The organism is Nitratireductor rhodophyticola (assembly GCF_019891355.1).
GTDB lineage: Bacteria > Pseudomonadota > Alphaproteobacteria > Rhizobiales > Rhizobiaceae > Nitratireductor > Nitratireductor rhodophyticola.
Window position 1 is genome coordinate 97,802 of sequence record NZ_JAHSSF010000005.1, and the last position, 14,748, is coordinate 112,549.

Below are 14,748 nucleotides of genomic sequence, written 5' to 3' on the forward strand. Positions count from 1 at the left end.
GCTCGACGTGACCTTATTTTTCTTCCGAAAGCGGCTCGGCCGGGACATGAAACTCTTCTCGATAGGGTCTCGCCGTGTGCGGCAATTCCCGCCTGATGAAATAGTCCTCGTGGCGCAGCTGCCGCAGGAAAGCCGGCAGCATCTCCCGATAGCCGTCGAGGATCGACGGGTTCGGTGCCGGCAGATCGTGCCTGATCAGTTCATGCAGCTTCGGGAGTGCGTGATAGGGCACCATGGGAAACATGTGATGCTCCACATGGTAATTCATGTTCCAGTAGATGAAGCGGCTCACCGGATTCATCAGCACGGTGCGGCTGTTCAGCCGGTGGTCGGTCACGTCCTCGGCAAGCCCCCCATGCTGCAGCAGACCCGTCATCACGTGATGCCAGGCGCCATAGAGGCGCGGTCCGCCGATCAGCAGGAGGGGCAGGACCGAGCCCATGACAATGGCGAGCCCGATCGTTGCCACATAAATCGCGACCCACAGGCGGGCGATGCGAACCACTTTCGGCTGCTCCGTCCCGGGAATGAAATCCTTCTCCGCCGCGCTCAGCCCGCCGGCCGCATTGCGCGTCATGTCGATGAGTGCATGCCAGACGTCGACAATGCCGAACAGGTTGAGGATCAGACGCGCAAGATCCGGCGGGCGCATCACCGCGATTTCCGGATCACGGCCGACGATGATCGTATCCGTGTGGTGGCGCGCATGGCTCCAGCGCCAGGTGACAGGGTTGCGCATGATCATGAAGGAGGCGATCTGATAAACCGCATCGTTCATCCAGCGTGTCTTGAAGGCAGTGCCGTGGCCGCACTCGTGCCAGCGCGAATCTGCCGCCGAGCCATAGAGTACGCCATAGGCCAGAAAGAGCGGCACCGACCACCAGGACGGCCAGAGCATGACAGCCATGACGGCGAACACCGCCATCGCACCCAGCCAGACGATCGTGTCGCGGATCGCCGGAGCGTCGCTGCGCTTCATCAGCGCCTTCATCTCCCTGCGCGACACGTCCGTATGATACCACTCGGCAGACGCCAGCCCACGCTCGACGGCGCGTCTGGCATCCACTCCCGTCAAATCGTAGTCGCGTTGCCGCGCGGCGCGCGCATCCGTCGAAACGTCCAGTGCAGTTGCAGGTCCTGTGGTCATGGCTTCTCGCTCCTCCGATTGGGAGCCTATGCCAGGGAAACTGAAACCCTCAAGACAAATGAAAGTTTTTCTATCATTTTACATCATTCTATGATTGGATATATGATGCGAAACTTGCGAGGACTGCATGGCGAGACGCCCTACCATTGCCGATCTGGCCGAAAAAGCCGGCGTGAGCGTCGCAACGGTGGACCGGGTCCTGAACGGACGGCATCGCGTGCGTGAGGAAACCGCGCGGCGCGTCTACGAAGCCGCCAATGCCATCGGCTATCATGCAGCGGCGCTGATCCATCAGCGCATCACGGCGGAACTGCCGCGCATGGAGCTGGGGTTTCTCCTGCAGAAATCCCGTCAGCCCTTTTACCAGGCTTTTGCAGCGGCTTTAGAAGAGGCGGTTGCGAGAAGACGCGATATTCGCGGCCATGCGCATGTCGAGTTTCTCCAGAGTTCAGCCCCCGGCGACATGGCCGATTCGCTCCGCGCATTGGGCGGACGCACACAGGCGGTGGCCGCCGTCTGCCTCGACCACCACCTCGTGACGCGGGCGGTGGAAGCGCTCCGCGCCGATGGAAAGCCGGTTTTCTCCATGCTGTCCGATTTCGCGCAGGATGTACGCGAGAGCTATGTCGGCACCAACAACCTGAAAGTCGGGCGCACCGCGGCCTGGATGATCTCCCGCACGGCGCGGCGCGCCGGAAAGGTGGCGCTCTTCGTCGGCAGCCATCGGTGGCTCGGACACGAGCTGCGCGAAACCGGCTTCCGCAGCTACTTCCGGGAACACGCACCGGAGTTCCACATCCTGGAAACGCTGGTCAATCTCGACACCCGCCAGGTGACCCATGAGGCAACGCTCAGCCTCTTCTCCCGCCACCCGGACATCGTAGGCCTCTATGTGGCCGGCGGGGGAATGGAAGGGGCGATCGCTGCGCTGCGGGAGACCATGGATGACGGTCGTTTCGCACGCGGCGAGGGGCCATCCGTGATCGTCAACGAAGTCACCCCGGACACCACCGCAGCGCTTCAGGATCACCTTATCTCTGCGATTGTCGCAACGCCCCTGCGGGAGCTGGCCGACAGCGTGGTGGACATGATGGTCAACACGGTGCAATCCGGCCCGGCAGACAATCCGGGACAATTGTTTCTCCCGTTCGGCTTTCATGTGCCGGAGAGCCTTTAGGCTGCAATTGTTGCAGACGGCACACCTGTTTCTATCACAAATGATGTTTTTTCCAGCTGGATTGAATTGACCGGCCATTGCGGCCCCGACATGTTTCCGCCGCCGGCCCCGGAGCCGCCATTCCCGAGGAGACATCAATGACTGCGACAGCTTCGCTTTTCGCGCTCAATCACATGAGCGCGCCCAATCACACGATTTCCGACTTCTTCGATCTCGCGGCTTCGCTCGGCATGAAGGGCGTGGAAATCCGCAACGACCTGCAGGACAATGCCATTCTGGATGGCACGCCTGCCGCAGCCGTGCGCCGGGAAGCGGAGGCGCGCGGCCTGCGCATCCTCTCCATCAACGCGCTACAGCGCTTCAACGAATGGAACGACACGCGCGAGGAGGAAGCGCGATCGCTGATTGCCTATGCGCGCGATTGTGGCGCCGAGGCGCTGGTGCTCGTGCCGGTCAATGACGGAACGGGGCGGGCCGATGGCGAACGGCAGGCCAATCTGCGGATTGCGCTAAAGGCATTGCGCCCGCTTCTGGAAGACGCCGGAATTGTCGGCCTGGTGGAACCGCTGGGCTTCGAGATCTGCTCATTGCGGCTGAAATCCGAGGCCGTCGAAGCCATCGCATCGCTCGATGCCGCCGGCACCTTCCGGCTCGTGCACGACACGTTCCACCACACGCTTGCCGGCGAGGATGAGCTGTTTGTCGCTGAGACAGGACTCGTTCACATTTCCGGCGTCGTCGATGAGGCGCTTGCGGTTCGGGACATGCGGGACGGGCACCGCGTTCTGGTCGATGAGAACGACCGGCTGGACAATCTCGTGCAGATATCAGCCCTGCTTTCCGGCGGCTTCCAGGGGCCATTGTCGTTTGAGCCATTTGCCGAAAGTGTGCACCGGACTGCCGACCTGAAGAGAGACCTTGAGGAAAGCATGACGCATATCCGCAAGAATGCTTTCCAGCCGCGCGCCTGAGGCGAAACGCAAAATGGAATTTCGCCTTGACGCGACCGAACAAAATAGAATAAATATTACATATTGATCTCCTAACGGTTCCGGAATTCTATTTTATGGAGTGCCGGGCGGTTGAAAATTGAGGACTTCAGCCGTCCACCCCGATGGAGTTCATAAATTCGCATTGCAGGATTCCGGCCAAAGCGGGTGCTGCCGGACACCCATCGTGTGGAGGAGCATTCAGATGAAAAAGCTTATGATGGGCGTTGCCGTTTCGGCACTGATGTCCACCTCGGCCATGGCTGAGACGGTCGGTGTCTCCATGGCTCTGTTCGACGACAATTTCCTGACCGTTCTGCGCAATGGCATGGTCGACTATGCCGACACGCTGGACGGTGTGGAACTGCAGGTCGAGGACGCGCAGAACGACGTCGGCAAACAGCTCAACCAGATTCAGAACTTCATCGCCTCGGGCGTCGACGCGGTCATTGTCAACCCGGTCGACACCGACGCCACCGTCGCAATGACCAAGGCGGCAGCCGATGCGGGCGTGCCGCTCGTCTTCGTCAACCGCGAGCCGGTCAATGTCGACGATCTGCCGGACAATCAGGCTTTCGTCGCCTCCGACGAGAAAGAGTCCGGCACGCTGGAGACACAGGAAATCTGCCGTCTGCTCAAGGAAAAGGGCAAGGGTGACGGCGCCAAGATCGTCGTCATGATGGGTGAGCTGTCCAACCAGGCAGCGCGCATGCGCACACAGGACGTTCACGACGTGATCGCTACCGACGATTGCTCCTTCATGGAGATCGTCGAGGAGCAGACGGCCAACTGGCAGCGCACCGAGGCAACCGACCTGATGACCAACTGGCTCTCCGCCGGCCTGGAGTTCGACGCGCTGGTCTCCAACAATGACGAAATGGCCATCGGCGCTATCCAGGCCATGAAAGCCGCCAACATCTCGATGGAAGACATGCTGGTGGGCGGTGTCGACGCAACCCAGGACGCACTGGCCGCCATGGCCGCGGGCGATCTGGACGTAACCGTGTTCCAGGATGCGGCCGGCCAGGGCAAGGGCGCGCTCGATGCGGCCCTCAGACTCGCCAAGGGTGAAGACGTCGATCAGAAGGTGTATATTCCCTTCCAGCTCGTGACGCCGGACAATATGGATCAGTTCACGACCAAGAACTGATTTTGCGGACCTGACGGCGGCGGCCGCAGAGCCGCCGCCATCCCGCCGGCGCATGCCGGCTCTCCATGGCGGAAAAAACGATGGCAAACCAGGCACAAGCAGTTTCCGGCAGCGCCGCGGACATGCCCCAGAAGCGGCCGCGCTCTCACGAATTGAACGCGTTGCTCGGCCTTGTCGGCATCGCGCTCATTTTCGAAATACTCGGCTGGATCTTTCAGGGGCAGAGCTTCCTGTTCAACACCCAGCGCCTCTCCATCATGATCCTGCAGGTTTCGGTGGTTGGCATCATCGCCATCGGCGTGACGCAGGTCATCATCACCGGCGGCATCGATCTTTCATCAGGCTCCGTGGTTGGCGCCACGGCGATGATTGCGATGAGTTTCGCGCAGGTGAGCACCTATCCGCGCGCAGTCTATCCGGAACTGACCGACCTTCCCGTCATCATTCCCATACTCATCGGCCTTGCCTGCGGCATCGTGGCCGGCATGATCAACGGCCTGTTGATCGCCTTCACGAAAATACCGCCCTTCATTGCCACGCTCGGCATGATGGTGACGGCGCGCGGCATCGCCAAATGGTACACGAAGGGCCAGCCGGTCTCCTTCCCGACCGACAGTTTTGCGGCCCTCGGCCAGGGCATGACCCCGGTCTTCATCTTCCTGGCGATCGCGGCTCTTTTCCACGTCGCGCTCAAATACACCGTCTATGGCAAGCACACCTATGCCATCGGCTCCAACGAGCAGGCAGCGCGCATGTCGGGCATCAATGTCGAGCGGCATCTGGTGCTGGTCTATACGATAGCGGGTCTTCTCGCCGGTCTTGCCGGCATGGTGATCGCCGCCCGTGGACTGACCGCGCAGGCCGGCATGGGCGTCATGTATGAGCTCGACGCCATCGCCATGGCCGTCATCGGCGGCGTCTCGCTTTCCGGCGGACGCGGCTCCATCGTCGGAACGCTGATCGGTGCCGTCATCTTCGGCGTCATCATCTCCGGCTTCACCTTCCTGCGGCTCGATGCCTACTATCAGGAAATGATCAAGGGCGTGATCATCGTCGCCGCCGTGGTGGCCGATGTTTACCGTCAGCGCATGCGGCCACGGTCGCGCTGAACCCCGGGAGGAACCCATGGCAGACGCAGAACCGGCAGGCAAAGAACGCAAAGTCATCCTCAGAACCGAGGGCTTGACCAAGCATTATGGCGGTGTGCACGCGCTCCAGGACGCGGACTTCGAACTGCTCGACGGCGAGCACGTGGCGATTGTCGGCGACAACGGTGCCGGCAAGTCGACCTTCGTGCGGCAGATCACCGGCGTCGAGCGCCCCACCGCCGGCAGGATACTGTTCGACGGGCGGGAGATGGATTTTCAGAACCCCGTCGACGCCCGCGAGGCAGGCATTGAAGCGGTGTTCCAGAATCTGGCGCTGGCCGACGATCTGGACGTGCCTTCCAACATCTTTCTTGGCCGGGAGGAAACCTACTTCAATCTCGGTCCATTCAGCTTTCTGAACGAGAAGAAGATGTTCCAGCGCAGCCAGGAAGCGCTGGAAAAAACAGGGGTGAAAATTCCCAATCTGCACAATTCGATCGCCAACATGTCCGGCGGTCAGCGCCAGTGTGTCGCCATCAGCCGGGCGGCGAGCTTCGCCTCGAAGCTGATCCTCATGGACGAGCCCACGGCAGCCCTGGGCGTGCAGGAAACGACCCAGGTGGAAAACATCATCCGCGGTCTGAAGAAACGCGGCATTCCGCTGATCCTCGTCAGCCACAATCTCAGGCAGGTCTTCAACCTCGTCGACAAGATCTGGGTGTTCCGGCGCGGCCGCATCGCCGGCATGCTGGAAGCCGACAAGACGGACGGAAACGAAGTGGTCTCGCTGATCACCGGCGTGCAGTCCGGCGTCCACGAGAACGCCAGTTACATCTGAGACAAAGCCTTCAAGAACCCAGACAGAAAGACCCTCTATGACCGTGAACTTCGCGCTTCTTGGTGCCGGGCGCATCGGCAAGGTGCATGCAAAAGCGATTGCCGGCAATGCGGACGCCCGGCTTGTCGCCGTTTCCGACGCCTTTGCCGAAGCCGCACAGACTGTCGCCGACACCTATGGCTGCGCGGTGCGCGGCATTGAGGATGTCGAAGCCGACAAGAGCATCGATGCCGTTGTCATCTGCACGCCGACCGACACACATGCGGATTTGATCGAGCGCTTTGCCCGCGCCGGCAAAGCCGTTTTCTGCGAAAAACCCGTCGACCTGAACCTTGCCCGCGTGAAGCAGTGCCTTGGTGTGGTGAAGGAAACCGGCGCCGTGCTGATGGTGGGTTTCAACCGCCGCTTCGATCCGCACTTCGCTGCCGTGCGTGCAGCCATCGACGAAGGCCGCATCGGCCCTGCCGAGATGGTGCAGATCACCTCGCGCGATCCAGGTCCGCCGCCTGTCAGCTATATCAAGTCATCCGGAGGCATCCTGCGTGACATGACGATCCACGATTTCGACATGGCGCGCTTCCTGCTGGGCGAGGAGCCCGACACGATCTTCGCCACCGCTTCGGTTCTCGTCGATCCGGCCATTGGCGAGGCCGGGGATTTCGACAGCGTTTCCGTCATCCTCACCACCGCATCGGGGCGGCAATGCAGTATCTCCAATTCGCGCCGGGCCACCTATGGCTATGACCAGCGCATCGAAGTGCTGGGTGCCGAGGGAGCCGTCGCGGCGGAAAACCAGCGGCCCGTTTCCATCGAGATCGCCAATGCGCAGGGTTTTACCCGACCGCCGCTGCACGATTTCTTCATGACCCGCTACACGGAGGCCTATGCCGCCGAGATTGCAAGCTTCATCGCCGCCATTGTCGAGGGCAAGCCGGCTTCTCCCTCGGGCGAAGACGGTCTGCGCGCGCTGGCACTGGCCGATGCGGCGCTGCTCTCGGTGAAGGAAGGCCGTGCGATAAAGCTCTCGGAAGTCCTCTGATCTGATTTCAACCGGCAAGCCAGCGTTCGGACAAGTGGGTTTTCGCCGCGCGAATGCTGGCCTCCAGCCCATCGCCCCGGGCAAGACCCGCAGCGATGGCGCTGGCCAGCATGCAGCCGGTGCCGCGCATCGTGCCGGGGAGGCGTGGGCCCTCGAACCGCAGCGGCGGTTCCCCCGCCCGATACAGCGTGTCGGTGGCGCGCCGCCCCTCTGCATGCCCGCCTTTCACGAGCAGCGTCTTCACACCGCCCTCAAGCAGATCGCCCGCCTGCTGGTGCTCGTCTTCCTCGCTCCCACCTGAAAGGAGTGCGAGCTCAGGCAGGTTGGGCGTCACGAGGGTGCAAAGCGGCATCAGGCTTTTCCGCATCACGGCAATGGCATCGTCGGAAAGCAGCGCCCGCCCGGACGATGATGCAAGAACGGGATCGAGAACCACCGGTATCGCCGCATGATCGCGCAGAACCGCGGCAACGCGCGCCACGGTCTCGCGGCTACCGAGCATGCCGATCTTGATGGCGGCGACCACGTTTGCCGAAAGGGCGGCGCGCATCTGTGCTTCCACCAGATCGGGGTCGCAGAGCTGGACGCGCTCCACCGCCGTGTGGGTCTGCACCGTTACCGCTGTGAGCGCGAGGCAGGTTTTCACGCCAAAGGCAGCAAGTGTCTCCACATCGCGCGCGATGCCCGCGCCGCCAGACGAGTCCGAACCGGCAATCACCAGCACATGCGCCATGCTCACCGCCATTGCGCGGTGGCCGCCAGCCATTCGCGCGTGCGTGCTTCCGGATCTGGGTTCAGAGTGATGTCGGTCACCACGGCGGCACTATCCGCCCCAGCCGCGAACACGCCGGGAAGCCGTTCGGGATTCAGCCCGCCAATCGCCACCAGCGGCACATGGCCAACACGCTTGCGCCAGTCAGCCAGCCGGTCGAGCCCCTGCGGGTTCCATTTCATCTTTTTGAGGATCGTCGGATAGACCGGCCCGAGCGCCACATAGTCAGGCTTTTCCGCAAGGGCTGTGCGCAGTTCCGCCCCGTCATGGGTGCTGATGCCGAGCTTCAGCCCCGCCGCGCGGATCGCATCGAGATCGGCCCCGGCCAAATCTTCCTGCCCCAGATGGATGAAATCGCAATCCGTCTCGATGGCCAGCCGCCAGTGATCATTCACGATGAGCTGGCAATCGTGTTCGGCGCAGATGCGCCTTGCCTCGATGACTTCTTCGCAAAGTGCTGCCTTATCCATCTCCTTGATGCGCAACTGCACGAGCTTCACACCGAGTGGAACGAGCCGGGCGATCCACGCCGCACTGTCGACGATCAGGTAAAAGGGATCGAGTTTCATTCAAACACCGCCTTGCCGATCACCGGCGTTGAAGGAACGGCCATGTCGCGCGGCTCCAGCGGCCCGGCCAAAAAGGCCTTTCTCCCTGCTTCCACAGCTCCGCCAAAGGCCTCTGCCATCGCCACCGGATCACCCGCCTTCGCCACGGCCGTGTTTAATAGAACGGCGTCAAACCCGAGCTCCATCACCATGGCCGCATGCGATGGGCGTCCGAGCCCCGCATCCACGATCAACGGGATATCGTGAAAGGCTCCACGCATGGCCCGAAGCCCATCCACATTGATCGGCCCCCGCGCCGAGCCGATGGGCGCGCACCAGGGCATAAGCACCCCGCATCCCGCCTCTAGCAGCCTTTCCCCAACCACCAGATCGTCGGTCGTGTAGGGAAACACCCTGAAACCATCATCGCTCAGGATGCGCGCGGCCTCGACAAGACCAAACACATCCGGCTGCAGCGTGTCGTGATTTCCAATCACCTCGAGCTTGATCCATTCCGTGCCGAAAAGCTCGCGCGCCATCCGCGCTGTCGTCACCGCCTCTTTCACCGAATGGCAGCCCGCCGTGTTGGGCAGAACACGCACACCGAGCTTCCGGATCAGCTCCCAGAACCGGCCGCCCGTGCGGTTGCCTGCCATCTCGCGGCGCAGCGATACGGTCACGACGTCGCAGCCGCTTGCCCGCACCGCATCCGCCATGATGGCGGGGGAGGGGTATTGCGCGGTGCCGAGCAGCAGCCTCGATGAAAGCTGTTCACCATAAAGCGCCAGCATGTCAGCCTCCCTGCATGGGCGAGAGGATTTCGACCCGGTCGCCGTCTTTGAGTGTGCACCGGCTTCGTTCCGCTGCCGGAACAAGCTCTCCATTGCGCGCCGTGGCGAGAAAGTCGGGCGCATAGTCCAGCTCATCGAGCAAGGCGGCCAGCGTTGCTGCTGTCACCTGCCGCTTTTCGCCATTGATGATCAGCTTCATGGCTGAACCTCAACGGGTTGCGCATGGCACACTCCAACATTCACGCCCATTGCCGATTCTCCTCAAGTAGAGCTGCCGCCGCCTCGCGCGCCATGGCCGGCGAGAGCAGAAAGCCATGGCGGTAGAATCCGTTCACGCTGATGCCCTTCGGCGTGCGCTTCACGCGCGGCAGATTGTCGGGATAGGCGGGCCGCACACCAGCACCCGTCTCCACGATCTTCGCCTCGGCAAAGGCCGGGTGCAGGCTGTAGGCCGCATTGAGCAATTCCATCATCGAGCGGGCGCTGATCGGCCCGGCATCATCGCTTTCGATCATCGTCGCGCCCACCATGAAATGGTGATCCGCACGCGGCACGATATAGACCGGTATGCGCGGATGAAGCAGCCTTACCGGGCGCGAAAGCCCGACCTCTTTCGTGCGCAGCAGAAGCATCTCGCCCCGCACCCCGCGCAGCTCCGGATCCGCTGCCGCCATGCCGGTGCAGTCGGCAATCCGGTCTGCTTCCAGATGCGTTTCGCAGACGAAGCGAACACCGGCCTTCCTCAGCCCCTCGACAAGCGCCGACAGCGCCCGCCGTGGGTCGAGATGGGCCTCGCCCCGGAAGAAAAGCCCGCGGCGAAACCGGCCCGCAAGATCAGGTTCGAGTGCGGCCACGGCCTCGCCCTCCAGCCATTCATGGCCGGACGTGCGCGCGGCAAAGCGGTCGAGCTCCGCCCGGTCCCGCGCCGGCGCAACCACCAGTGTTCCATTGCGCAGCACATGGCCGGGAAGGGCGGCCTCCCACCAGTCTGCTGCGCTCTTTCCGAGCGTGAGCACAGGCTCTTCCGCGCTCTCGCGCTCACACCACGGTGCCAGCATCCCACCCGCCAGCCACGACGCGCTGCCCGCCGGGCCGGAGCGGGTATCGCACACCGTCACCCGCACACCGGCCCGCACCAGCTCATGCGCCAGTGTGAGGCCGGCCACGCCGGCCCCCTTGATCAGGATATGCATCGATGCACCAATCTCGAAAAAAACAGGCGCCCACAGCACTCCCCGTCATCCCGGCCGACCGAAGGGAGAGCCGGGACCCATTGAGAGGCGCGGCCGATTTCCGCAGAAGGAACCGACCGTGCCAATATGCGCCGAGACCCGAACCGGACCGCGCCCCATGGCATTCTCTCAATGGGTCCCGGATAGCCCTCCGGGCTTCCGGGATGGCGAGGAGCGCCGGGCTTCCCTCGCCGGGACAAAGCTGTCCCTACCTCGCCGATCACAACCCTACTCCCCGGGCTCCACCGCCTTCTCCAGCGGCATGTAGAGCTCGCCGCCCTCGCGGAACTTCTCCGCCATCTTCGCCATGCCCTCCTTCTGGGCCTCGGCGCGGATGTCGTGGGAGATGCGCATGGAGCAGAATTTCGGCCCGCACATGGAGCAGAAATGCGCCACCTTGTGCGCTTCCTTCGGAAGCGTCTCGTCATGGAAGTTCCGCGCCGTTTCGGGATCGAGCGAGAGGTTGAACTGGTCCTCCCAGCGGAACTCGAAACGCGCCCGCGAAAGCGCATCGTCGCGGATCTTCGCTGCCGGATGCCCCTTGGCGAGGTCTGCCGCATGGGCCGCGATCTTGTAGGTGATGACGCCGGTCTTCACATCGTCGCGGTCGGGCAGGCCCAGATGCTCCTTCGGCGTGACGTAACAGAGCATGGCCGTGCCGAACCAGCCGATCATCGCCGCGCCAATGCCGCTCGTGATGTGGTCATAGCCCGGCGCAATGTCGGTCGTGAGCGGCCCAAGCGTGTAGAAGGGCGCCTCGCCGCAGACATCGAGCTGCTTGTCCATGTTCTCCTTGATCTTGTGCATCGGCACATGGCCGGGGCCCTCGATCATCACCTGGCAGTCCTTCTTCCAGGCGATCTGCGTCAGCTCGCCCAGCGTCTCCAGTTCGGCAAACTGCGCGGCGTCGTTGGCATCGGCAATGGAGCCGGGGCGCAACCCGTCGCCCAGCGAAAACGACACGTCATAGGCGCGGCAGATGTCGCAGATTTCCTCAAAATGCTCGTAGAGGAAACTCTCCCTGTGGTGATGCAGGCACCACTTGGCCATGATCGAGCCACCGCGCGAGACGATGCCCGTCACGCGGTCGACCGTCAGCGGGATATAGTGCAGCCGCACGCCGGCATGGATGGTGAAGTAATCGACGCCCTGTTCGGCCTGCTCGATCAGCGTATCGCGAAAGACCTCCCAGTTGAGGTCCTCGGCAATGCCGTTCACCTTCTCCAGTGCCTGATAGATCGGCACGGTGCCGATGGGCACGGGCGAATTGCGGATGATCCATTCGCGGATGTTGTGGATGTTGCGGCCGGTGGAAAGGTCCATCACCGTGTCGCCGCCCCAGCGCGTTGCCCACACCATCTTGTCCACCTCCTCGGCCATGGAGGAGGTGACGGCGGAATTGCCGATATTGGCGTTGATCTTCACGAGAAAATTGCGGCCGATGATCATCGGCTCGGCTTCCGGGTGGTTGATGTTGGCGGGAATGATCGCCCGGCCCTTCGCCACCTCGTCGCGCACGAATTCCGGCGTCACGAAATCGGGAATGGCGGCGCCAAAGCTCTCGCCATCGCGCACGAGCGCGGCCTTCGCCTGTTCGCGGCCAAGGTTTTCGCGGATGGCGATATATTCCATCTCCGGCGTGACGATGCCGGCCCGCGCATAGGCGAGCTGCGTCACGGCCTTGCCGTCCCTGGCCCGCAGCGGCTGGTGGCGGGTGGGGAACTCCGGCGTCAGCCGGTCGCCGGAGACAAAGCCATTGTCCTCCGGCTTCACATGGCGGCCCTCATAGGCCTCCACATCGCCGCGCGCCTTCACCCAGGCCTCGCGGATGCGCGGCAGGCCCTTTTCGATCTCGATCAGCGCGTCCGGGTCGGAATAGGGGCCGGAAGAATCATAGACCGTCACCGGCGGCTCGCCGGCGCTCGGATGCACGGCGATTTCGCGCAGGGGCACGCGAATCTCGGGGTGAAGCTTGCCGGGTTTGTGGATCTTGCGCGATGCCGGCAATGGGCCGGTGGTCACTTTCGGAGCGATAGCATCCATGGGTCAGAGCCTCCTCTGCTCAGTCAGCAATGGAGACCCAGTTCGTGCCGAGAGGAGGAAGAGCTCCGGCGATCCGCTATGGAAATGGATTTCGGCTCGAAGGAGCCAGCGACCCGCCAGGCATGCACCATCCCTACGCCAGTATGAACTGGATCAGGTTCATCGGGTCACTGCGCTGCATGGAAAACCATGCCCAGCAGAATCTCAGCCCCTTGGCGGGACCCCCCAGGTGAGGCTGCAAGGTGAGTGAAGAGGGGCGCTCTTGTCAAGCACCCATGTCAGATACCGGGCAACAAGTTTGGGAAGGGGGCTTCGAGCCATGTCTCGAAGCCCTCTTCCTCTATCGAGAGGCCATACCCGTCATCCCGGCCGACCGCTGGGCTATCCGGGATGACGGGTATGATTTGTGGATGAGCCGCTGCCAGATCCTAGGCGCTTGCCTCAACGCGCTCCTTCGCACCGGAGATGGTCGGCAGGCTCTCGCCGGCGTCGATGCGCTTCAGAAGTTCGACTTCGCGCGCCTGCATCTGGATGGCGCGGTCTGCCACCATGTCCACCTCGTCGGGAGACAGGATCAGAACGCCGTTTTCATCGGCCAGCACCGCGTCGCCCGGATTGACCACCACACCGCCAACGCTGACGGGAATGTTCATCTCGCCCGAAACGCCCAGCAGCTTGGTGGTGATGGGCGAGGGGCCCCGGCACCACATGGGGAAACCGTGACGCTCGAAATCGGCGACATCCGTCGCCGGCCCGTCCACCACCGCACCGGCGGCCTTCTTGCGGGCCGCCGTGTGGGTGATGACGCCACCCCAACAGGCGTGGCGTGTGTCGCCGGCACGATCGATGATCACGAAATCGCCGGGCCGGATATGGTCCATCGCGTAATGCAGGAGCGTGCTGTCGGCATGGGGCAGGCGCAGGGTCACCGCCGTTCCGGCCGCCCGCACCCTGGGCAGCATGGAGCGGATGCCCGTGTCGAGGAAGTTGGCGTGCAGAAAATGGCCGACCGTGGCGGTCTCCACCTGCATCAGCTTGTCGATCTTGGCCTGTGCCAGCTGCTCCGGCATCGAGTTGACCTGGTACATATGCGTATTCCTTATGCGACGACGTGATGGTCTGCGACAGGCATGGAGCGGCGGATCTGCTCGGCATAGCCGGTGTCGATGGTCGCGCTTGCATGGCCGACGCGGTCCGAGCAGTTGGCGATGGTCACGCCCCATGGATCGATGATCAGCGAGTGGCCGAAGCACAGCTTTTTGCCTTCGTCATGCCCGAAGATCTGGGCCGATGCAGCCACATAGGACTGTGTCTCGATGGCGCGGGCGCAAAGGAGTTGCTCCCAGTGGTCCTTGCCGGTCTGCAGCGTGAAGGCGGCGGGCAGGACGATCACCTCGGCCCCCTTGTCACGCAGCTTGCGGAACAGTTCCGGGAAGCGCAGATCGTAGCAGATGGCGCAACCGATCTTCACGCCTTCCAGCTCGTAGACGACCACGTCCTCGCCGCGCTTCATCGTGTCGGATTCCAGATAGCTCTGGCCGCCCGGAACCTTCACGTCGAAGAGATGGATCTTGCGGTAGCGGGCAATTTCCTTGCCCTGCCGGTCGAACACGATAGTCGTGTTGTAGCACTTCTCGCCCGCAGCCTCGGCCATGGAGCCGGCGTGAATGTTCACTTTCAGTTCGGCGGCCAAAGCCGACATGGCGCGATAGGCTTCGCCGTCCGGAAAGGTTTCCGCATTGGCGCGACGGCTTTCCACGGTCCCGCCCATATAGGTGAAGGTTTCGGGAAGCACGACGAGATCGGACTTGTCTTCGGCAACGGCCTTTCGGACGAACGCTTCCGCATCGGCAATGTTCTTTGCCTTGTCGTCCTGCGAGTTCATTTGAATGACGGAGATTTTCATGAATTTCCCTTGCTTTGGAGTTTGAGCG

General features: G+C 62.7%; 15 protein-coding genes and 1 riboswitch. Of the genes, 6 read left to right on the forward strand and 9 right to left on the reverse strand.

Annotated features, from left to right (window positions below):
* Nucleotides 1-13: 13 nt before the first annotated feature.
* Nucleotides 14-1,147 carry a fatty acid desaturase family protein gene (locus KUG85_RS18865; protein ID WP_223006561.1) on the reverse strand — a complete coding sequence of 378 codons (1,134 nt, stop codon included), beginning with the start codon at nucleotides 1,145-1,147 and terminating at the stop codon, nucleotides 14-16.
* A gap of 127 nt (nucleotides 1,148-1,274) precedes the next feature.
* Here KUG85_RS18865 and KUG85_RS18870 point away from each other — a divergent pair, with 127 nt between their 5' ends.
* From KUG85_RS18870 to iolG, 6 genes are all read left to right on the forward strand, one after another.
* Nucleotides 1,275-2,324, forward strand: coding sequence for a LacI family DNA-binding transcriptional regulator (locus KUG85_RS18870; RefSeq protein ID WP_065817964.1), 1,050 nt, complete (start codon nucleotides 1,275-1,277; stop codon nucleotides 2,322-2,324).
* A 137-nt stretch (nucleotides 2,325-2,461) separates the two neighbouring features.
* Nucleotides 2,462-3,295, forward strand: coding sequence for a TIM barrel protein (locus KUG85_RS18875; protein ID WP_223006562.1), 834 nt, complete (start codon nucleotides 2,462-2,464; stop codon nucleotides 3,293-3,295).
* Nucleotides 3,296-3,518: 223 nt separating this feature from the next.
* Nucleotides 3,519-4,463 (forward strand): sugar ABC transporter substrate-binding protein, encoded by a 945-nt coding sequence (locus KUG85_RS18880; RefSeq protein ID WP_223006563.1) that lies wholly within the window; start codon nucleotides 3,519-3,521, stop codon nucleotides 4,461-4,463.
* Nucleotides 4,464-4,585: 122 nt separating this feature from the next.
* Entirely contained in the window at nucleotides 4,586-5,572 is a 987-nt protein-coding gene (locus KUG85_RS18885) for an ABC transporter permease (RefSeq protein WP_171900119.1), read from the forward strand.
* Nucleotides 5,573-5,588: 16 nt separating this feature from the next.
* On the forward strand, nucleotides 5,589-6,389 hold the full coding sequence (locus KUG85_RS18890; protein WP_223006564.1) for an ATP-binding cassette domain-containing protein: 801 nt from the start codon (nucleotides 5,589-5,591) through the stop codon (nucleotides 6,387-6,389).
* Between the two features lie 37 nt (nucleotides 6,390-6,426).
* Complete coding sequence (gene iolG / locus KUG85_RS18895) at nucleotides 6,427-7,428, forward strand: inositol 2-dehydrogenase (protein ID WP_223006565.1); 1,002 nt, start codon at nucleotides 6,427-6,429, stop codon at nucleotides 7,426-7,428.
* 7 nt (nucleotides 7,429-7,435) lie between these two features.
* On the opposite strand, the gene KUG85_RS18900 is transcribed toward iolG, so the two are convergent.
* From KUG85_RS18900 to KUG85_RS18935, 8 genes are all read right to left on the reverse strand, one after another.
* A complete protein-coding gene (locus tag KUG85_RS18900; protein WP_223006566.1) occupies nucleotides 7,436-8,194 on the reverse strand; it encodes a hydroxymethylpyrimidine/phosphomethylpyrimidine kinase in 759 nt (252 codons plus the stop codon).
* Nucleotides 8,164-8,769: a thiamine phosphate synthase gene (locus KUG85_RS18905; protein WP_223006567.1), complete on the reverse strand. Its 606-nt coding sequence runs from the start codon at nucleotides 8,767-8,769 to the stop codon at nucleotides 8,164-8,166. The genes KUG85_RS18900 and KUG85_RS18905 overlap by 31 nt, the downstream gene beginning before the upstream one ends.
* Nucleotides 8,766-9,539: a thiazole synthase gene (locus KUG85_RS18910; RefSeq protein WP_223006568.1), complete on the reverse strand. Its 774-nt coding sequence runs from the start codon at nucleotides 9,537-9,539 to the stop codon at nucleotides 8,766-8,768. Before KUG85_RS18910 ends, KUG85_RS18905 begins: the two co-directional genes overlap by 4 nt.
* A 1-nt stretch (nucleotide 9,540) precedes the next feature.
* Nucleotides 9,541-9,738, reverse strand: coding sequence for a sulfur carrier protein ThiS (gene thiS, locus KUG85_RS18915; RefSeq protein ID WP_065817973.1), 198 nt, complete (start codon nucleotides 9,736-9,738; stop codon nucleotides 9,541-9,543).
* A gap of 40 nt (nucleotides 9,739-9,778) precedes the next feature.
* Complete coding sequence (thiO, locus tag KUG85_RS18920) at nucleotides 9,779-10,732, reverse strand: glycine oxidase ThiO (protein ID WP_223006569.1); 954 nt, start codon at nucleotides 10,730-10,732, stop codon at nucleotides 9,779-9,781.
* A gap of 267 nt (nucleotides 10,733-10,999) precedes the next feature.
* Nucleotides 11,000-12,814 (reverse strand): phosphomethylpyrimidine synthase ThiC, encoded by a 1,815-nt coding sequence (gene thiC / locus KUG85_RS18925; RefSeq protein WP_223006570.1) that lies wholly within the window; start codon nucleotides 12,812-12,814, stop codon nucleotides 11,000-11,002.
* 112 nt (nucleotides 12,815-12,926) lie between these two features.
* Nucleotides 12,927-13,052, reverse strand: a riboswitch (TPP riboswitch).
* Nucleotides 13,053-13,242: 190 nt separating this feature from the next.
* The gene (locus tag KUG85_RS18930) at nucleotides 13,243-13,902 is read right to left on the reverse strand and encodes an RraA family protein (RefSeq protein ID WP_223006571.1); all 660 of its coding nucleotides are present in this window, start codon (nucleotides 13,900-13,902) and stop codon (nucleotides 13,243-13,245) included.
* Nucleotides 13,903-13,913: 11 nt separating this feature from the next.
* Nucleotides 13,914-14,720, reverse strand: a complete 807-nt coding sequence (locus KUG85_RS18935; protein WP_223006572.1) for a carbon-nitrogen hydrolase family protein — start codon at nucleotides 14,718-14,720, stop codon at nucleotides 13,914-13,916.
* Nucleotides 14,721-14,748 lie beyond the last annotated feature (28 nt).